The organism is Lentzea miocenica, from assembly GCF_033949945.1.
Taxonomy (GTDB): domain Bacteria; phylum Actinomycetota; class Actinomycetes; order Mycobacteriales; family Pseudonocardiaceae; genus Lentzea; species Lentzea miocenica.
On the sequence record NZ_JAXAVW010000017.1, the window covers coordinates 165,283 to 183,734 of the forward strand.

An 18,452-nucleotide genomic window follows, 5' to 3' on the forward strand; every position below is an offset into this window, starting at 1 on the left:
GAGGGTCTGACAATTTTCGGCGAGCTCGGCGCGGCCTGGTGCCGTCGACGGCAGGATCAGCCTGCTCGCCGGCATCAACGAACTGGTTGACCCACGGCGACCGTCGTCGGTGTGACGCGGCTGCGTTGGGTCAGCACCACACACACGACCACGACCGCTGCTGTGGCGAGGGCGGGCCAGCCGACCGGCTCGCCCAGCACCACGGCCGACCACATGAGGGTCAGCACCGGTTGCGCCAGCTGGATCTGGCCGATCTTGGCGACGCCGCCCGCGGCCAGGCCCGCGTACCAGGCGAAGAAGCCCAGGAACATCGAGATCAGGGCCACGTAAGCGAAACTCAGCCAGACCACGGGCGTGGCGCGCGAGAAGTCCGCTGTGTAGAACGAAACCGGGATGGTCACCGGTAGCGAGACGACCAGGGCCCAGCAGACCGTTCGCGCACCGCCCAGTTCGCGGGAGAGCGCGCCGCCCTCGGCGTATCCCAGGCCGCACAACACCACCGCGATCAGCAGGTAGACGTCCGCGGTGCTCAGCGAACCGGAGAAGCCGCCGCCGGTGGCGACGAAGGCCAGCACCGCCAGCAGGCCGGCGCCGCTGGAGAGCCAGAACGCGAGGGGCGGGCGTTCGGAGGCGCGGACGACAGCCCAGATCGCCGTGGACATGGGCAGCACGGCGATCACGACGGCGCCGTGGGCCGAGGTCTGGGTGGTGAGAGCCAAGGACGTGAAGAGCGGGAAGCCGATCACGATGCCCACGGCGACGACGACCAGGCGGCGCACCTGCGTTACCGACGGCCGCGGTGCGCGCGATAACGCAAGGTAGGCGATCGCCAGGGCACCGGCGACGGCCGCGCGGCCGAACGCGACGAACCACGGGTCGAGACCCGCTACTGCCAAGCGGGTTGCCGGGAGGGAGAAGCTGAAACCCAGCACGCCCAGTGCGCCGAGTGTTACCCCCGCTGGCGCGATAACGTTACTCTTGGCTCTCATGAATGATGATAACGCAGCCGTCCGCGTTATCGAGGACCTGAGAGCCACCGCACTCGCCGGACGCGCGGGTGAACGCATGCCCTCGGTGCGCGACCTGATGGCGCGGCACAGGGCCTCACCCGCGACGGTGCAGCAGGCGATCCAGCGCGTGGCGGCCGAAGGACTCGTCGAGGTGCGGCCGGGGCGCGGCAGTTACGTCGCCCCGCACACGCCTGCCACCAGCCAGGACCTGTCGTGGCAGGCCGTCGCGCTCGGCGAGGGCAGGCCGGGCGAGGAACTCGTGGCGAACCTCGTCGCGGTGCCGAAACCCGAGGCCATCCCGCTGTCCAGCGGCTACCTCGACCCCGATCTGCAGCCCACGGACGCACTCGGAGCCGCGCTGAGCCGGGCGGCACGGCGGCCCGCGTCGTGGGGCCGCGTTCCGGTCGAGGGCAAGGAAGAGCTGCGCGCGTGGTTCGCGAAGGAGGCGGGCGGCGAGCTCCGGGCGGGCGACATGACGGTGTGCGCGGGCGCGCAGGAAGCGCTCGCGACGGTGTTCCGCGGGCTCGGTGACCGCGGTGACGCCGTGCTCGTCGAGTCGCCCACCTACCTGGGGGCGATCGCGGCCGCACGCGACGCGGGGCTCAAGGTCGTTCCGGTGCCGGCGGATCAGGACGGCGTGCGGCCGGACCTGCTCCAGGCCGCGTTCGAACGGACCGGCGCGAAGGTCTTCTACTGCCAGCCGTTGCACGCGAACCCGCACGGTGCCGTGTTGTCCGACGAGCGACGGTCCGAGGTCATGCGGATCATCCGCGGCATGGGCGCGTTCCTCGTCGAGGACGACTGGGCACGCGGCTTCACGATCGACGGCACCGCACCGCCGACGCTGGCCTCGCAGGACAGCGACGGTCACGTCGTCTACGTCCGCTCGCTGACGAAGGTCGCCGCTCCGGGGCTGCGCGTCGCCGTGATCGGGGCGCGCGGACCGGCCGGTACCCGTCTGAAGAACACCAGGTCGCGGCAGGACCTGTACGTGGCGGGGCCGTTGCAGGAGGCGGCGATCGACTTCGTGACGTCCCCGGTCTGGCGCCGGCACCTGCGCACGCTCCAGCAGTCCTTGAGGGCCAGGCGTGACTCTCTGGCGCGCACGCTTCACGAGCACCTGCCGGAGTTCGAGATCGCGCGGTCGTCCGGTGGCCTGCACCTGTGGGCGACGTTGCCGGACGGCGTCGACGACCTGGAGCTGACGACGGCCGCGGCAGCGAGGGACGTCGTGGTGTTTCCGGGACGGCCGTGGTTCGCCGCTGAACCGCCGGGCAGTTTTCTCCGTTTGACCTACGGCGGCGCACCTGAGCACGTGCTCGCCGAGGGCGTGCGGCGGCTGGCCGAGGCCGTGACCGCCGTGCGGCGATGACCGGGTCGAGTGAATTGCACGGTTCATTAACTTGACTCACTCAAGAAAAGACGGCAGGGTGAGGTCTGTGCCCACGGCTTCCGACTTCGAGCGCATGTTGCGTGGAGCGTCACTTCGAGTGACTGCTCCACGGATAGCTGTGCTGTCCGCGGTGCACGGTCATCCCCACGCCGACACGGACTCGATCATCGGTGTCGTGCGCCAGAACCTCGGCGCGGTCTCCCATCAGGCCGTGTACGACGTGCTCCGCGCGCTGACCGGAGCAGGCCTGTTGCGACGCATCGAGCCCCAGGGCTCGGTCGCGCGTTATGAGGCTCGCGTCGGGGACAACCACCACCACGTCGTGTGCAGATCCTGCGGTGCCATCGCCGACGTCGACTGCGCCGTCGGTGCCGCGCCCTGTCTGGACGCGTCCGACGACCACGGGTTCGTCATCGACGAGGCCGAGGTCATCTACTGGGGCACCTGCCCCGAGTGCACGACCGCCGCGAAAAGTTCCTGAACATCCCGGAAGGATTCCCGTGTCCGACAGCACTGACGCCAAGCTGAGCGAGCTGAACGTGGAGGAGGCGGGCGGCTGCCCGGTCGCGCACGGGCGACTCAGCCACCCCACCGAGGGCGGCGGCAACCGTGACTGGTGGCCGAAGCAGCTCAACCTGCGGATCCTCCGCAAGCACCCCGTCCAGGCGAACCCGATGGGCGGCGAGTTCGACTACGCGAGCGAGTTCCTCACCGTCGACCTCGACGAGCTGGCCCGCGACGTCGACGCCGTGCTGACCGAGTCGAAGGACTGGTGGCCCGCGGACTTCGGCCACTACGGCCCGTTCATGATCCGCATGGCGTGGCACAGCGCGGGCACCTACCGCACCCACGACGGCCGCGGTGGCGCCGGCGCGGGCATGCAGCGCTTCGCCCCGCTGAACAGCTGGCCGGACAACGGCAACCTGGACAAGGCCCGCCGTCTGCTGTGGCCGGTCAAGAAGAAGTGGGGCAGGAAGGTCTCCTGGGCCGACCTCATGATCTTCACGGGCAACCGCGCGCTGGAGACCATGGGCTTCGAGACCTTCGGCTTCGCCGGTGGCCGCGCGGACGTGTGGGAGCCGGACGAGGACGTCTACTGGGGTCCGGAGACCACGTGGCTCGGCGGCGACTCGCGCTACAGCGGTGAGCGGGACCTCGAGTCCCCGCTGGCCGCGGTGCAGATGGGCCTGATCTACGTCAACCCGGAGGGCCCCAACGGCAACCCGGACCCGCTGTCCGCCGCCCGCGACATCCGCGAGACGTTCGGCCGGATGGGCATGAACGACGAGGAGACCGTCGCGCTCATCGCCGGTGGCCACACCTTCGGCAAGGCGCACGGCGCCGGCGACCCCGAGCTGGTCGGCGCGGAGCCCGAGGGCGCGCTGATGGACTCGCAGGGCTTCGGCTGGATCAGCACGCACGGCACCGGCAAGGGCCGTGACACCATCACCTCCGGCCTCGAGGTCACCTGGACCCAGAAGCCCACCCAGTGGACGAACCTGTTCTTCCAGAACCTCTTCGCGTTCGAGTGGGAGCTCACCAAGTCCCCGGCCGGCGCGCACCAGTGGAAGCCGAAGGACGGCGCGGGCGCCAACACGGTGCCGGACCCCGAGGACGGCACCCTCAACCGCACGCCGATGATGCTCACGACGGACCTCGCGCTGCGCGTCGACCCGATCTACGAGCCGATCTCGCGCAAGTTCGCGGAGAGCCACGAGGCGTTCGCGGAAGCCTTCTCCCGCGCGTGGTTCAAGCTGACCCACCGCGACATGGGCCCGATCCAGCGCTACCTCGGCCCGCAGGTGCCGCAGGAGGAGCTGATCTGGCAGGACCGCCTGCCGGTCGTCGACCACGAGCTGATCTCGGCTGACGACGTGGCCTCGCTGAAGGCCAAGATCCTCGAGACCGGCCTCTCGGTCTCGCAGCTGGTCAAGACCGCGTGGGCCTCGGCCTCGTCGTTCCGCCAGAGCGACAAGCGCGGCGGCGCGAACGGCGCCCGCATCCGCCTGGAGCCGCAGCGCGACTGGGAGATCAACGAGCCCGACCAGCTCGCCCAGGTGCTGCGCACCCTCGAAGGCGTGCGGGAAGCCTTCAACAGCGCGCAGACCGGCGGCAAGAAGGTCTCGCTGGCCGACCTGATCGTCCTCGGCGGCGCCGCGGCGATCGAGCAGGCCGCCAAGGCAGCGGGCCACGACGTCGAGGTGCCGTTCCTCGCGGGCCGCACCGACGCGACGCAGGAGCAGACCGACGCCGAGTCGTTCGCCGTGCTCGAACCCACCGTCGACGGCTTCCGCAACTACGGCGGCAAGGCCACCCCGCTCCCGTCGGAGTACCTGCTCATCGACAGGGCGAACCTGCTCGGCCTCTCCGCGCCGGAGATGACCGTGCTGGTAGGCGGCCTGCGCGTGCTGGGCGCCAACCACAACGGTTCGTCGGCGGGCGTGCTGACCTCGAAGCCCGAGACGCTGACCAACGACTTCTTCGTCAACCTGCTCGACATGGAGACGGAGTGGAAGTCGGTCACCGAGGACCAGGAGAACTTCGAGGGCCGCGACCGCTCCACCGGTGCCGTCCGGTGGACCGCCACCCGCAACGACCTGGTGTTCGGCTCGAACTCCGAGCTGCGCGCCGTCGCCGAGGTCTACGCGAGTGACGACGCCTCCTCGAAGTTCGTCTCGGACTTCGTCGTGGCGTGGAACAAGGTCATGAACGCGGACCGCTACGACGTCTGATCCAGCCCCTCCCCGGTACCCCAGGCCACTCCCCCGGCCTGGGGTACCGTCGTTTTCATGGGGGTCACGATCTCGGGCATCGCTCTGCCCACCCGCACACCGGTCTCGTTCGCCGTGGACGGGCAACGGTTGCGCGCTTCCGCTTCGTCCACTCCGGACTCTTTGTGGCTGCTGCCAGGACTGGTCGACGTGCACTCGCACCCCGGCATGGAATCGCCGGGCGACGCCTACTCGCACGACGTGTTCCGGCGACACATGCTCGCGCACCGGTCCGCCGGCGTGCTGACCGTGCGCTCCCCCGGCTCTCCGGATCCAGTGCTGGACCGTCCCGACGATCCCGACCTGCCCCGACTGACGCGCAGCGGCCGATGGCTGGCCACACCGGGCCGCTTCTTCCCCGGCTACGGCAGGCGGGTGTCCGAGGAGGAGCTGCCCGCGGCCGCTGTCTCGGAGGCCGCAGCGGGGTGGTGCAAAGTGATCGGCGACTGGATGCCGGACGATCCGCCAGTGCCGCTGGACGTTCTCACGGCGACAGTCGACGCCGTGCACGCCGTCGGTGCACGTGTCGCCGTGCACTGCCAGACCGCCGAGGGCTGCCGCAACGCCGTGCTGGCCGGCGCGGACAGCCTTGAACACGGGCTGCATCTGGATCATTCGCTCCTTCCGCGAATGGCCGCCCAGGGGACGGCGTTCGTGCCCACGTTCTCCGCGTTCGCCAAGACGATCTCGAACCTGACGTCGTCGGGGGACGCGCGGCTGCGGGAGTGGATCGTGACTGGGTGGGAACACGCGTTTCCCACCGTTCGTGCCGCCCACGAGGCCGGGGTGACGGTGTTGGCGGGGACGGACAACAAGCCGTGCGGGGACGTGGCCGGCGAGATCGCGTGGCTGATCAAGGCCGGGATGCCGGTGGAGGCGGCCGTGGGGGCCGGGTCGTGGATCGCGCGGGAGTGGCTCGGGCTGCCCGGGTTGGTTGACGGCGGGCTCGCTGACGTTGTCGCCTATGACACCGACCCGACCGAGGATCCATCCGCACTCACACGACCCAGCCGCATCGTGTTGCGCGGCAACGTGGTCCGCTGAGCGAGCCGCCGAGTCTGACGGGTTCACCGAGGTCGTCGCCCACCACACCGACCCGGCCAAGTTTCCGCCGGGCTCACACGACCCAGCCGGATCGTGCGGCACTGCAACGTCGCTCGCTGAACGAACCGCCAGACCCACGCGGACGCGACTCAGGCCGCCGAGCCCCGGTGGCCGACGGGCGCACCGACGCCGTCGCCCACCACACCAACCCAGCCCAGTACCCATCGCGCTCACGCGGTCCGGCCGGATTGTGTTGCGCGGCAACGCGGTCCGCTGAACGAGCCACCAGACCGCATGGGCGCGGCTCAGGCACCCGAGGCCTGGTGGCCGACGGGTTTGCCCAGGTCGTCGCCGCCTACCACGCCAACCGGTCAAGCTCTCGTCGTGCTCACGCAACCCAGCCGGATCTTGTTGCACGGCAACGCGGTTCGCTGTGCCAACCACCAGGCCACGCGGACGCTACTTGGGGCGCCAAGGCTGGCGGCCCAAGGGTTCACCGACGTCGTCACCCACCACACCCAACCCAGCTCAGTACCCATCGTGCCCGCGTGGCCCGGCCGAATAGTGTTGTGCGGCAACACGGTCCACCGAGAGGACCTCCAGACCGCGAGGACGCGGCACGGGCCGCCGACCTGGCGGCCGACGGGTTCGCCGACGTCGTCGTCCACCGCATCAACCCGGCCAAGCTTCCGTCGTGCTCACATGACTCAGCCGGATAGCCCTGCGCGGCAACGTGGTCCGCTGAGCCAGCCGCCAGACCGCACGGACGCGGCGCGGGCCGCACCCGTCGTGCTTGCGCGGACCGGCCGGTTTGTGTTGCGTGGCAACGTTATCGCTTGACGCGGGGCAGCACGGCGGTGGCCTCTGGGTCGGTCTTTGAGCGCTGACGCAGGCGGGTCACGACGAACAGGGTGAGGGCGACGGCCACGGCGGCGATCACCAGTTTCTGGAAGATGCCGGCGTAGGCCTCGACTCGGTGCCAGTTCTCGCCCAGTAAGTAGCCCGCGCCCACGAACACGGTGTTCCAGATCAGGCTGCCCAACGTGGTGAGCGCGAGGAATTGCGGGAAGTTCATGCGTTCTACGCCTGCGGGCAGTGAGATGAAGCTGCGGAACAGCGGCACCATTCGGCCGAAGAACACGGCTTTGGTGCCGTGGCGGGTGAACCAGGCTTCGGTTTTGTCGAAGTCGGTCACGCGCACCAGGGGAATGCGGGCCACCAGGCGGCGGGTGCGGTCGCGGCCCAGGAGCATGCCTGCCAGGTAGACGATGACGGCGCCCGCCACGGAGCCCAGGGTGGTCCAGAACAGGGCCGCTGGCAGGCTGAACACGCCTTTGCTCGCGGAGAAGCCGGCCAGGGGTAGCACCAGTTCGCTCGGGATCGGCGGGAACAGGTTGTCGAGGCCCACGACCACGGCCGCGCCCACGCCGCCCAACGACTCCATCACGTCGACGGCCCATTCAGCCAGCATTGATTTTCCCCTCGTGGAACGGTTTTCGGTCGGGGTCAACGCTAGGAATGGGTGGGCGGGGGCGCCATGAGGTCGACCGTCGACTATTTGGCGGGAAACCGCAGGGCAATAGTGCGGGAAACCGCAATGCCGGGGCTGATGGCGGCCAGTACGGTGGCGAATGTGCATCAGGACGAGCAGCTCAGCGCCGGATCGCTGGTGCGCGGATGGTTCCGGACGTTCTACGGGGTGCTGGTGGGGGCGTGGACGGCCCTGCCGGACCTGCTGGCGGCAGTGCTGGGCGTTGGTGTGGTCAAGGTGACCGAGCTCGAACTGCGGCGGATCGCGCGGTACGGGGACGGGGCGCACGCCGATCCGCTCACGCCGCGCCGGTGCCAGCGTTACCTCGGGGTGCGGTGGCTGGTGGGTGGCATGGGCGCCGGGGTCGTCCTGATGTTGTTGCTCTACCTCACCACGGCGCTGTCGATGATCACGGCGTGGCTCTTCGACGGCACGTGGGGCCTCGTCAAGGACGGCGACGTGGTCGACACGAAGCTGATCGCGGTGGCGACGGTGCCGGGCGCGTTGCTCATCTTCGTCACGCTGGCTGGCATCACCGGGGTGGCGAAGCTGGATCAGTGGCTCGCCACCACGATGCTCGGCACGAGTCAGCAAACGCTGCTGCGCCAACGGGTCGCGGAGTTGACCAGCACGCGGGCCGAGGTGATCGAGGCGATCGACGACGAGCGCAGACGCATCGAGCGCGACCTGCACGACGGCGTCCAGCAGCGGCTCGTCGCGCTCGGGATGTTGATCGGCAGGGCACGCAGAGCCAAGGACGACGAGCAGCTCCAGCAGTTGCTGCGTCAGGCGCACGACACCGCGGGCGAGACCATCGACGAACTGCGCGAGGTCGCGACCAGGGTCTACCCCGCCGTGCTCGACGACTCCGGGTTGGACGGAGCGCTGGAGGTGCTGGCGGAACGGTCCAGCGTGCGCGTCGAGATCAGCAACCAGCTCACGTCGTCGCCTGGCACCGCGCTGGAGACGGTGATCTACTTCGTGGTGTCGGAGGCCGTCACCAACGCGGCCAAGCACGCTGCCCCGTCGGTCGTCGAGATCTCGGTGTGGCAGAGCAGGAAAGACATCACGATCATGGTGCGGGACGACGGCGTCGGCGGCGCTGATCCCGGCGGCACCGGGCTGTCCGGGCTCGCCAGGAGGGTCAAGGCGGTGGACGGCGACTTCGTGGTGACCAGCCCGGCCGGCGGCCCCACCACGATCACTGCGAGGTTGCCGTGCGGGTGATCCTGGCCGAGGACTCGACGCTGCTGCGCGAGGGCCTGATCCGGTTGCTCGCCGAGGAGGGCCACGACGTCGTCGCCGCCGTCGGCACGGCACCCGAGTTGCTCAAGGCCACCGAGGAACACCGGCCGGACATCGTGGTCACCGACGTCCGGATGCCGCCGGACCACAAGGACGACGGCATGCGCGCCGCCCTCAAGATCCGCGAAACGTGGCCGGACATCGCCGTGCTCGTGCTCTCCCAGTACGTCGAGAACCGCTACGCCACCGAACTGATCACCGGCGGCACCAAGGTCGGCTACCTGCTCAAAGACCGCGTGGCCCAGGTGGACGAGTTCCTGGAGGCACTGGACCGGGTCGCGGCCGGCGGCGCGGCGTTCGACCCGGAGGTCGTGCGACGGCTGCTGACCAGAACGACCCACGTCGACCCGCTCGAAACGCTGACGAGAAGGGAGAAGGACGTCCTCGAACTCATGGCGCAGGGCCTCACGAACGCCCGCATCTCCGAGCAGCTGCACATCTCGCAGAGCTCCGCGGAGAAGCACATCAACGCGATCTTCGACAAGCTCGGCCTCGCCGGCTCGTCGGGCCTGAGCCGCCGCGTGATGGCTGTCGTCCGCTACCTGGGCAGCTGATGTTCGAGCGCGGCACGTTCAACGACGCCCTGGTGGAGCCGGGCAAGTGGGTCGCCCGCTTCCCTCGCACCGATCTGGCCGACGCCCGCCGCCGCGCCCAGGCACTCGGACGCATCGGACAGCTCGATCTGCCCTTTGCCGTACCGGAAATCCTCGAGAACCGGCTCGATCTGCCGCTGGGCCAGGCACACGTCATCATCTCGTACGTCCCCGGCAAGCCTTCGGAGACCGCGAGCGACGAGGCGGTCCTCGAAGTGCTCGACGCGTTGGCCGCGGTCGAGCTGGACGACGAACTCGTTGCGCTGCTGGACGAACCGCTGCATCACGCAGGTGGGCGTCACGTCGCCGAAACGGTCACCGAGCTGGTGTTCCCGCTGCTCACCGCTGACGAACGCGGCCAGGCTTCCGACATCCTGCAACGGTTCGCGAACCTGCCGACCATCAGAGGCTTCGTGCACGGCGACCTGGCCCCGGTGAACCTCCGCTGGCACAACGGAAAAGTCACCGGAATCATCGACTGGGACTTCGCCTGCGCCGGCGACCCCGCACTCGACGCCGCCGCGTTCGCCGGCTACGGCTGGCCGCTGGTTCGCCGCGTCCGTCCCGACTTCTACGAACGCGCCCGCACGCACGCCGCGATGTTCCCGCTGACCGGCGCGGTGTCCGCGCTCCGGCAGGGCGGCGATCCGGCGAGGTTCCTCGCTTGGTTCCGCCGCCGGTGCGCGGTGCGCGAACACCCGCCGGCCAGCTAGCGCAGCGCTGCCCATCGGGTTGTAGGTGACCCACGCCGACAGGCCCACGCCGCTGCCGCCCTGGCCGCCACCGGCGCGGATCCATTGAGCCGTTGATCTCGGGAATCGTGCTCCTGTGCAGCGGGATCGCACTCACCAGAGCAGCCGGAAAGACCGATTGACCAGGCATGAATCAGAACTCGGGCAAGGGACTTCACCCGTACGGATGAGTTGATCACTATGATGGGTGGGTGCCCCTGAGACGTCGACCTCTTGCGTTGCTCGCTGCGCTCGCACTCCTCAGTGCGGTCACGGCGTGCACCAGTCAGGCGGCCGGCGACCCGGTGGGCAAGCCCGCCACCCAGCCGGCCACGTCGGAGTCCAAGGCGCCGCCGCCGCGGGACAAGCTCAAGCTCACCGTCGAGAACGGCAGGCAGAGCCCCGGCACGGTCGTCGCCGGGACCGGGGACGCGGTTTACAACTACGCGCCCGCCGTCATGCTCGACGGCGGCAAGGTGCGCACGTGGTGGTGCAGCCAGATGGGCGTCGCGCAGCCGAACGGCGACGACATCCTCTACAGCGAGGGCTCGGGCCTGGACGGTCCGTTCACCACGGCGCACCCGGTGCTCTCCGGCAGCGGCGGCAACTTCGACGCGATGCACACGTGCGACCCGTCGCTGATCAAGATCGGCGACACGTACTACCTGTACTACACGGGCGCGAGCAGGGACAACCACGCGAACGGCAGCTCGGTCGGCGTCGCCACCAGCAAGGACGGCGTGAGCTGGACGCGGGCCAACGGCGGCCAGGCGATCGTCGGCACGTCGAACGACATCATTCGCGAGAACACCTACGGCGCCGGTCAGCAGTCCGCCATCTACCTCGACGGGTGGGTCTACCTGCTCTTCACCGACACCACCGGGTTCGCCGGGGCCACGAACGGCGCTGGCCAGTACGTCCTGCGTTCGAAGGACCCGCTGTTCACCAAGGGTGTCGAAACGCTGAGCCCGCAGGGGTTCAAGCCCGTGCAGAAGACCAACGAGGCCCGCACCCGGTCCGTGGTCGAGGCGTTCAGCGCGGACTGGATGTGGATCGACGCCGCGTCGGCGTTCGCGATCGCCCACTCGACCGACGAGGGCACCACCGTCACGTTCTGGAACAAGGAGTTCACCCGCCACCCGTTCGATCCGGTGGTGATCTCCGGTTCCTGGAAGGAAGGCCCCGGCCTGGCGCGGACCCCCGAGGGGCACGCGCCGATCCACCCCGGCGGACCGTGCGACAAGGTGGCGCTGGACGTGCTGCGCGCGACCGTGACCGGAGGGTCCGGCGCCCCGACGAACATCAGCCACTTCGGCATCGACGCGCTCGGGCTCAACGGCTGTGCGACGCCGGAGGAGGCGGGCGTGCTCGACGGCTTCTCGGTGCCCTCCCCCGAACGCACGGCCGACGTCGTGATCGACCACAAGGTGGTCCGGTTCGAACGCGGCTCGGCGGCGGCGAAGTACGCCCGCGGCGTGCTGGGCTGGCGGCCGAAGATCGTCGACTCGTTCCAGGTCGCGGTCCGCGTCCCGGCGGCCGTTCCCGCGGTGCTCGGTCCGAACGGCCTGGTCGGGTTGCTGGTGAACAACAAGCTGATGGTGATCAACTCGCTCGAGGTGGCCGAGTCGAACTCCTCCGAGGTCACCGTGGTGACCCAGGAGCAGTGGGACCGCTACGAACGCCTCCTGACCTGACCCCGGTACCGTGCCCGGTGAACCGGACATGGGGGAACGCAGTGACGGCGACGCTGGAACGACCGAAGGCACTCGCGGAGAGCGTGCTCCCGCTGCCCGCCGAACCTCCGCACGAACGAGCGTGGCTGGGCATGGCGTTCGCGTTCCTCGGTTCGATGCTGTTCCTGCTGCTCATCCCCGCCGGCTGGGCCCGGCTCGACCACCTGTGGGCCGAGGACGGCGCCCGGTTCATGGTCGACGCGGTCCGGTTCCCCACGCTGCAGAACCTGATCGAGCCGTACGGCGGCTACCTGCACACGGTGCCGCGACTGGTCGCCGAAGTGATCGCGTTGCTGCCGATCGAGTGGACGGCCGCCGGGTTCGCGGTCGCCGCCGCGATGCTGCGGGCGCTGGTCGCGCTGATCACGTTCGCGGGCTCCAAGGCGTACCTGAAGTCGACGCCGATGCGGTTCGCGCTGGCGGCGCTGGTCATCGTGCTGCCCGCGGGCAACTCCGAGACGTTGAACAACATGTCGAACCTGCACTGGTTCCTGCTGTTCGGCGCTTTCTGGGCGTTGTTGTGGCGCAACGCCCCGCGCTGGCCGGTCGCGTTGTTCGTGTTCCTCGCCGCCGTGACCAGCCCGCTCGTCTTCGTCCTGGCGCCGATCGCTTTGGTGCGGCTTTTCCTGGCGCGCAAGGAAGTGCCGATCGCGTTCCTCGCCGGGCTGGTGGTGCAGGCCATCGCGATGATCTTCGCGACCAGGACGCCGTACTCGCACGACGAGATCGACCCGGTGCAGGTGCTGCTGGCGAGCCTGTTGCGGGTGCCGGTGGTGGCGTTCACCGGATCTGAGCGGGTCGCCGACTTCTACCCGGCCCAGGGCAACGCGCTGATCCTCGTGACGCTGCTGATCGCGGCCGTGCCGATCGTGGCGGGCCTGTGGTTCGGCGACCGGGCGGGACGGACGCTCGCGGTGGTCGCCGTGGCGTACAGCGTGATCGTCATCGTCGCGTGCCTGGTGCTGAACTGGACGCACGTCCTCCAGGTGCAGGCGCCCGAGGTCGTGATGGCCGCGCAGCGCTACAGCATCGCGCCGTGCCTGTTCCTGTTCACCGCGATCTTCGTGGGGCTCGACGCGACGCCGTCGGTGATCTGGGGACGCGCGGTGGTGGGCGGCAGCCGGTACCTGATCGGGATCATCGTGATCGTCAGCTTCTTCTGGTACCTGCAGGAGCGCGGGCCGGTGCTGAAGGGCGTGCCGTGGGACGAGAGCGTCGCGAAGGCCCGTGCGGAGTGCTCGGCGGGAGCGCCGGAGGCACGGCTGGAGCACGAGCCGAAGGACTGGTTCTTCGTGGTGCCGTGCCGCTCCTTGGGCTAGCTGTCGAAAACGCGGATCCCCGTTCGACGCATGTGCATGACGAACACGACGATTGAGACCCGCAACCTCGACCAGTACGGCTGCCCCGCCCTGGAGTGGGCCCGTGCGCAGGAACTGCTCGCCACCGAATCCGCGGCGAAGGACGTGCCGTTCTTCCTGAACACCGTGCGCCCGGACGGCAGGCCGCACTCGGTGGGCATAGGCGCCGCCTGGTTCGAGGACACCCTGTGGTTCGTGAGCGGACCCGGCACCCGCAAGTCGCGCAACCTCGCGGCGAATCCGGCCTGCACGGTGTCGGTGCGGCTGACCGGGCTGGACCTCGTGCTGGAGGGCACGGCTCACCGGGTCACCGAAGAGTCCACTTTGGACCGTGTCGCCGCGCGATACCGCTCAGGTGGCTGGGCGGCCGAACGGGAGGGTGCCGCCTTCACCGCGCCCTACACCGCGCCGAGCGGCGGCCCGCCGCCCTGGTACGTCTACCGGATCTCGCTGACCGCGGCCCACGCCGTCGCCACCGCGGAACCGAGCGGCGCTACCCGGTGGACGTTCGGCTGATGAAGTCCCGGAACGACCGCGCCGGCCGGCCCGTCACGTCGAGAACGGTCGTGCTGACCCGGTCTTCGGCGCCACCCCGGATGTCCTCGTCGAGGCCGGCGAGGACCGCGGCGAACTCCGGGGGCAGCCACGCGGCGAGCCGTTCGGACAGTTCCTCGGTGCTGACCGAGCGGTGCCGGACCGGGCGGCCGGTGACCTCGGTCATGATCGCGGCGGCATCGGCGTAGCTGAGCGCCTCCGGTCCGGTGATCAGGTGATCTGTGTTGTGCGGCAACGGGTCCAGCAACGCGCGGGCGGCGACGGCGGCGATGTCCGCAGCGTCGACGAACCCGACCCTGCCGTCACCGGTCGCCGTGACGATCTGGCCGGCGCGGACGCCCGCCGCCACCGCGTGGTCACCGGTGAAGTTCTGCATGAACCACGACGGCCGCAGCACCGCCCACTCCGGCATGGTCCTGACCAGTGCGGGGAGAGCGCCCATCCCCGTGGCGCTCTCCCGCACCGCGGACGAGCTCAGCAGTACCACCCGCCGCACGAGCCGCGCTCGAGCGAGAAACGACTCGACCACCGGAAGGGGATCGACGACCCCCACCGGAGGGATCAGGTACACCCCGTCTATCCCGCGAAGTGAATCTTCAAACGTCGCCGGGTCGTCCCAGTCGAACCGCACGTGGTCGTCCCGGGTGGGCTTCCGGGTACCGATGCGCGCATTCGGCAACAGCGCGGCGAGCCTGCTGCCGGTCGTGCCGGTACCGCCGATGACCAGCACGTTCATCCCGCGAGCTCCTGCACGTAGAGCGGGTTCCAGTAGTCGCGGTACGAGATGATCTCGCCGTTCCTGACGGTGATCACCGCGATGTAGGAGAACCGGTACGGCTTGCCGGTCGGCACCACGACACCCTCGGCGTCGAACTCGACCACGGCGACGTCCGGATCGACGCTCTGGTGCACCACCTGCTTCGGAAAACTCTGGATGTCCAGCATCTTCGGGTAGTCGCGCAGGTAGTCCTCAATCGCCGCACGACCCTCCAACCGGGTCGGGTAGCCGGGCGGCGCGAACGGGAACTCCATCACGCCGTCCTCGGCCCACAGGCCGGCGAACCCGATCATGTCCTTGTCCAGCAGCAGCTGCAGTGCCTTCGGGATGAGGTCCACGGATGTTCCTCCGAACGAAATGGACGAGACGGTCCCGTCCCGTCCAAACTTAGGCGGGACGGGACCGTCTCGTCCAGTCCTATGATGTGCGTCATGAGCAAGCGCACCCCGACCGGCGCCGCCGTGCTGCAGCCTCAGGTCACCTCCGCGATAACCGAGGCCGTGCTCGACGAACTGGCCCTGCACGGTTATGGCCGGCTGTCGATGGAGGCGGTCGCCAAACGCGCGGAGGTCGGCAAGAGCGCGCTGTACCGGCGCTGGCCGTCCAAACAGGACATGGTGGTCGCGGCGCTGTCGGAGTTCTCCGTGCCACTGGCCGAAGTCGCGGACACAGGGTCGTTGCGCGGCGATCTGCTGGCGAGCGTCACGGCGGTGCACGACTGGCTGACCCACCCGCGGTTCGCCACGATCCTGCCGGACCTCACCGCCGAGGCGGTCCGCAATCCCGCGCTGGCCCAGGCGATCAGCGCGACCATCGGCGAACCGCGCCGCGAGCTCGGTGCCATCGCGTTGCGGCGGGCGGTCGAACGTCGTGAGCTACCACCGTACTTCGACGTCGAGATCGCACTCGACCTGATCGCCGCGCCCGTCTACTGGCGGCTGTCGGTGCGCCGTGCCGAGATCGAGCCCGACTACCTCGAACGGCTCGTCGACCACCTGATGCGCGCGCTTCAGTGCTGATAGCTGGGGTGGTCGACGTACCCGGCCTCGGTCTGGAACCACGTCTCGCGGTCGGTGCTGACCAGCGGCAGGCCGAGCCGGAACCGTTCGACCAGGTCGGGGTTGCCGAGGTAGGCGCGGCCGTAGCTGATCAGGTCGGCGCCGTTGGCGAGCCAGCGTTCGCCCTGCTCGCGGGTGCTCTCGTGCGGGCCGATCTGGCCGCCGGGGTTGAGGATGAACGCCGTCGGCCACGCCTTGCGCAGCCCCATCAGCACCTCGTCGTCGGCGGTCGCGAGCACGTGGACGTAAGCGATGTCCGGCAACGCCTCCAGCAGCGCCGAGTACAGCGCGGGCATCTCGTCCTCGACGATGTCCTGGACCTGCCCGCCGGGTGAGAGCCGGATGCCGACGCGGTCCGCACCGATGGCGTCCGCCGCCGCCTCGACCGCTTCGACGGCGAACCGGATGCGGCCGGTGATCGAGCCGCCGTAGCCGTCCGTGCGCTGGTTCGCGTTGGAGGACAGGAACTGCTGGATCAGGTAGCCGTTCGCGCCGTGCAGCTCGACCCCGTCGAACCCTGCGTCGACCGCCTTGCGTGCCGCATCAGCGAACGCCTGAACCTGGTCCTGCACACCGGAAGCCGTCAACGCGAGCGGCACCGGTGCGGGCCGCACGCCCTCGGACGTGAACACCTCGGTCTGGGCCGCGATCGCCGACGGAGCGAGCGGGTGGTGCCCGGCGACCTCGGGGTGACCGATGCGGCCACCGTGCATGAGCTGGGCGAAGATCCGGCCGCCGTTGGCGTGCACGGCGTCCGTGACGACACGCCAGGCCGCGACCTGCTCGTCGGTGTGGATGCCGGGCATGAACGGACCGGCCTGGCCTGGCGCGTTCGGGTGCACGCCCTCGGTGACGATGAGCCCGGCGGTGGCGCGTTGGGCGTAGTAGGTGGCGGTTGTAGCGGTCGGTTTGCCGTCCACGGCTCGTGCGCGGGTCATCGGCGCCATGACGAGGCGGTTCGGCAGGGTCAGGTTTCCGAGTCGGTAGCTGGTGAGAAGCATGAGAGCTAGGCTAGGAACCTGACATTGACGTCAGAGGTAGCTTTTGTGGCGGAGGTCTCATGCGGATCGGCGAGCTGGCGACGAAGACCGGCGTGAGCGTGCGCGCGTTGCGCTACTACGAGGAGCAGGGCCTTCTCGCGTCCGAACGCAGCGAGAGCGGGCAACGGCAGTACGGCGAGAAGGCCGCCGACCGCGTACAGCTGATCCAACAGCTCTACGCCGCCGGGATCTCCAGCGCGGCGATCCTGGAGATGCTGCCGTGCGTGGTCACCGGCGTGGCGTCACCACCCGTTCTGGCCAAGCTGCGCGGGCACCGTTCGTCGGTGGTGAAGCAGATCGAGGAGTTGCAGGAGACGCTCCGGAAGCTCGACTCGGTGATCGCCGGCGCCCACGCGTCCCACGCGTCCGGCGTCCCCTGCCCACCGGCTTAGTCCGTTGTGGACACCAGCCAGGCGCGGCAGGCCGGCACCACCGCCTGTGCCCGGTGGCCGCGTCATCAACGCGGCCACCGGGCACAGGGGAAGCGCGATCAGATCGTCGCGGTGTCGATCACGAACCGGTACCGCACGTCGCTCGACTGCACCCGCTCGTACGCCACGTTGACCTGGTCGGCGTCGATCAGCTCGATCTCGGAGCCCAGCCCGTGCTCGGCGCAGAAGTCCAGCATCTCCTGGGTTTCCGCGATGCCGCCGATCATCGACCCCGCCAGCGTCTTGCGTCCGCCGAGCAGCCCGAACAGGTTCAGCGAGATCGGCTCCTCCGGCGCGCCGACGTTCACGATCGCGCCGTCGGTCCTGAGCAGGCCGAGGTAGGCGCCGAAGTCCAGCGGCGCGGACACCGTGGACAGGATGACGTCGAACTTCCCTGCCAGCTCGGTGAACGTGGCGGGGTCGCTGGTGGCGCGGTAGTCCTTGGCGCCGAGCTTGAGGCCGTCGTCCTTCTTGCGCAACGACTGCGACAGCACGGTCACCTCGGCACCGAGCGCGGCGGCGATCTTCACGCCCATGTGCCCGAGCCCGCCGAGGCCGACGACGGCGACCTTCTTGCCCGGTGCGACGCCCCAGTGCTTGAGCGGCGAGTAGACGGTGATGCCGGCGCACAGCAGCGGCGCTGCCACGTCCAGCGGGAGTCCCTCGGGGATCCGCACGACGAAGTTCTCGTCCACCACGATCTGCTTGGAGTAGCCGCCGTAGGTGACGTCGCCGCGGCGGTCGATGCCGTTGTAGGTCATCGTGTTGCCGCCCGTGCAGTACTGCTCGAAGCCGCGCAGGCAGTTGTCGCACTCCCGGCACGAGTCGACCATGCAGCCGACACCGACCCGGTCGCCGACGGCGTGCCGCGTCACCTCGGAACCGACCTCGGTGACCACACCGGCGATCTCGTGACCGGGGACCATCGGGAAGATGCCCTGGCCCCAGCCCTCGTTGACCTGGTGGATGTCCGAGTGGCAGATGCCGGCGAACTTGATGTCGATCAGGACGTCGTGCGGACCGACCTCGCGGCGCTCGATCGTCGTGCGCTCCAGCGGTGCCTTCGGTGCGGGAGCGGCGTAGGCAGCGACGGTGCTCATCAGGTTTTCTCCTCGCTTCGG

The 18,452-nt window shown here is 69.4% G+C and carries 18 protein-coding genes; 12 read left to right on the forward strand and 6 right to left on the reverse strand.

The annotated features are described in order from the left end of the window. Window positions 1–74: 74 nt before the first annotated feature. Window positions 75–989: a DMT family transporter gene (locus SK803_RS22025; protein ID WP_319967929.1), complete on the reverse strand. Its 915-nt coding sequence runs from the start codon at window positions 987–989 to the stop codon at window positions 75–77. Between SK803_RS22025 and SK803_RS22030 the strand changes: the two genes are divergently transcribed. From SK803_RS22030 to SK803_RS22045, 4 genes are all read left to right on the forward strand, one after another. Further along, window positions 988–2,382 carry an aminotransferase-like domain-containing protein gene (locus SK803_RS22030; RefSeq protein WP_319967930.1) on the forward strand — a complete coding sequence of 465 codons (1,395 nt, stop codon included), beginning with the start codon at window positions 988–990 and terminating at the stop codon, window positions 2,380–2,382. The two genes, SK803_RS22025 and SK803_RS22030, sit on opposite strands and share 2 nt — an antisense overlap. Before the next feature lie 67 nt (window positions 2,383–2,449). Then, the gene (locus SK803_RS22035; RefSeq protein WP_319967931.1) at window positions 2,450–2,884 is read left to right on the forward strand and encodes a Fur family transcriptional regulator; all 435 of its coding nucleotides are present in this window, start codon (window positions 2,450–2,452) and stop codon (window positions 2,882–2,884) included. 19 nt (window positions 2,885–2,903) lie between these two features. Next, window positions 2,904–5,135 (forward strand): catalase/peroxidase HPI, encoded by a 2,232-nt coding sequence (gene katG, locus SK803_RS22040; protein ID WP_319967932.1) that lies wholly within the window; start codon window positions 2,904–2,906, stop codon window positions 5,133–5,135. A 57-nt stretch (window positions 5,136–5,192) separates the two neighbouring features. Beyond that, window positions 5,193–6,218 carry an amidohydrolase family protein gene (locus SK803_RS22045; RefSeq protein WP_319967933.1) on the forward strand — a complete coding sequence of 342 codons (1,026 nt, stop codon included), beginning with the start codon at window positions 5,193–5,195 and terminating at the stop codon, window positions 6,216–6,218. Window positions 6,219–7,047: 829 nt separating this feature from the next. On the opposite strand, the gene SK803_RS22050 is transcribed toward SK803_RS22045, so the two are convergent. After that, complete coding sequence (locus tag SK803_RS22050) at window positions 7,048–7,689, reverse strand: DedA family protein (RefSeq protein WP_319967965.1); 642 nt, start codon at window positions 7,687–7,689, stop codon at window positions 7,048–7,050. A gap of 162 nt (window positions 7,690–7,851) precedes the next feature. Between SK803_RS22050 and SK803_RS22055 the strand changes: the two genes are divergently transcribed. The 6 genes from SK803_RS22055 (at window position 7,852) to SK803_RS22080 (ending at window position 13,985) form a co-directional block, all read left to right on the forward strand. After that, the gene (locus SK803_RS22055) at window positions 7,852–8,976 is read left to right on the forward strand and encodes a sensor histidine kinase (RefSeq protein ID WP_319967934.1); all 1,125 of its coding nucleotides are present in this window, start codon (window positions 7,852–7,854) and stop codon (window positions 8,974–8,976) included. Further along, a complete protein-coding gene (locus SK803_RS22060) occupies window positions 8,967–9,608 on the forward strand; it encodes a response regulator transcription factor (protein WP_319967935.1) in 642 nt (213 codons plus the stop codon). Before SK803_RS22055 ends, SK803_RS22060 begins: the two co-directional genes overlap by 10 nt. Then, on the forward strand, window positions 9,608–10,360 hold the full coding sequence (locus tag SK803_RS22065; RefSeq protein ID WP_319967936.1) for a phosphotransferase: 753 nt from the start codon (window positions 9,608–9,610) through the stop codon (window positions 10,358–10,360). The genes SK803_RS22060 and SK803_RS22065 overlap by 1 nt, the downstream gene beginning before the upstream one ends. Before the next feature lie 230 nt (window positions 10,361–10,590). Continuing rightward, complete coding sequence (locus SK803_RS22070) at window positions 10,591–12,072, forward strand: glycoside hydrolase family protein (protein ID WP_319967937.1); 1,482 nt, start codon at window positions 10,591–10,593, stop codon at window positions 12,070–12,072. 41 nt (window positions 12,073–12,113) lie between these two features. Then, window positions 12,114–13,430 (forward strand): hypothetical protein, encoded by a 1,317-nt coding sequence (locus SK803_RS22075; protein ID WP_319967938.1) that lies wholly within the window; start codon window positions 12,114–12,116, stop codon window positions 13,428–13,430. A 36-nt stretch (window positions 13,431–13,466) separates the two neighbouring features. Then, a complete protein-coding gene (locus SK803_RS22080; protein WP_319967939.1) occupies window positions 13,467–13,985 on the forward strand; it encodes a pyridoxamine 5'-phosphate oxidase family protein in 519 nt (172 codons plus the stop codon). Here SK803_RS22080 and SK803_RS22085 read toward each other — a convergent pair. Then, complete coding sequence (locus SK803_RS22085; protein ID WP_319967940.1) at window positions 13,963–14,760, reverse strand: Rossmann-fold NAD(P)-binding domain-containing protein; 798 nt, start codon at window positions 14,758–14,760, stop codon at window positions 13,963–13,965. The two genes, SK803_RS22080 and SK803_RS22085, sit on opposite strands and share 23 nt — an antisense overlap. Next, the gene (locus SK803_RS22090) at window positions 14,757–15,140 is read right to left on the reverse strand and encodes a nuclear transport factor 2 family protein (RefSeq protein WP_319967941.1); all 384 of its coding nucleotides are present in this window, start codon (window positions 15,138–15,140) and stop codon (window positions 14,757–14,759) included. Before SK803_RS22090 ends, SK803_RS22085 begins: the two co-directional genes overlap by 4 nt. 93 nt (window positions 15,141–15,233) lie before the next feature. Between SK803_RS22090 and SK803_RS22095 the strand changes: the two genes are divergently transcribed. Next, window positions 15,234–15,821, forward strand: a complete 588-nt coding sequence (locus SK803_RS22095; protein WP_319967942.1) for a TetR/AcrR family transcriptional regulator — start codon at window positions 15,234–15,236, stop codon at window positions 15,819–15,821. On the opposite strand, the gene SK803_RS22100 is transcribed toward SK803_RS22095, so the two are convergent. Further along, window positions 15,812–16,861, reverse strand: coding sequence for an alkene reductase (locus SK803_RS22100; protein WP_319967943.1), 1,050 nt, complete (start codon window positions 16,859–16,861; stop codon window positions 15,812–15,814). The genes SK803_RS22095 and SK803_RS22100 overlap by 10 nt on opposite strands. Window positions 16,862–16,920: 59 nt before the next feature. On the opposite strand from SK803_RS22100, the gene SK803_RS22105 reads away from it, so the two are divergent. Next, the gene (locus SK803_RS22105; RefSeq protein ID WP_319967944.1) at window positions 16,921–17,292 is read left to right on the forward strand and encodes a MerR family transcriptional regulator; all 372 of its coding nucleotides are present in this window, start codon (window positions 16,921–16,923) and stop codon (window positions 17,290–17,292) included. Between the two features lie 98 nt (window positions 17,293–17,390). On the opposite strand, the gene SK803_RS22110 is transcribed toward SK803_RS22105, so the two are convergent. Continuing rightward, a complete protein-coding gene (locus SK803_RS22110) occupies window positions 17,391–18,431 on the reverse strand; it encodes an NAD(P)-dependent alcohol dehydrogenase (protein ID WP_406601562.1) in 1,041 nt (346 codons plus the stop codon). Window positions 18,432–18,452: the final 21 nt, after the last annotated feature.

Bases quoted from the DNA above. Each gene is read 5' to 3' on its own strand.
- SK803_RS22030 (WP_319967930.1), top strand. From the start codon at position 988: ATGAATGATGATAACGCAGCCGTCCGCGTTATCGAGGACCTGAGAGCC.
- SK803_RS22025 (WP_319967929.1), bottom strand. From the start codon at position 989: ATGAGAGCCAAGAGTAACGTTATCGCGCCAGCGGGGGTAACACTCGGC.
- SK803_RS22045 (WP_319967933.1), top strand. From the start codon at position 5,193: ATGGGGGTCACGATCTCGGGCATCGCTCTGCCCACCCGCACACCGGTC.
- SK803_RS22050 (WP_319967965.1), bottom strand. From the start codon at position 7,689: ATGCTGGCTGAATGGGCCGTCGACGTGATGGAGTCGTTGGGCGGCGTG.
- SK803_RS22065 (WP_319967936.1), top strand. From the start codon at position 9,608: ATGTTCGAGCGCGGCACGTTCAACGACGCCCTGGTGGAGCCGGGCAAG.
- SK803_RS22080 (WP_319967939.1), top strand. From the start codon at position 13,467: ATGACGAACACGACGATTGAGACCCGCAACCTCGACCAGTACGGCTGC.
- SK803_RS22085 (WP_319967940.1), bottom strand. From the start codon at position 14,760: ATGAACGTGCTGGTCATCGGCGGTACCGGCACGACCGGCAGCAGGCTC.
- SK803_RS22095 (WP_319967942.1), top strand. From the start codon at position 15,234: ATGAGCAAGCGCACCCCGACCGGCGCCGCCGTGCTGCAGCCTCAGGTC.
- SK803_RS22100 (WP_319967943.1), bottom strand. From the start codon at position 16,861: ATGCTTCTCACCAGCTACCGACTCGGAAACCTGACCCTGCCGAACCGC.
- SK803_RS22105 (WP_319967944.1), top strand. From the start codon at position 16,921: ATGCGGATCGGCGAGCTGGCGACGAAGACCGGCGTGAGCGTGCGCGCG.
- SK803_RS22110 (WP_406601562.1), bottom strand. From the start codon at position 18,431: ATGAGCACCGTCGCTGCCTACGCCGCTCCCGCACCGAAGGCACCGCTG.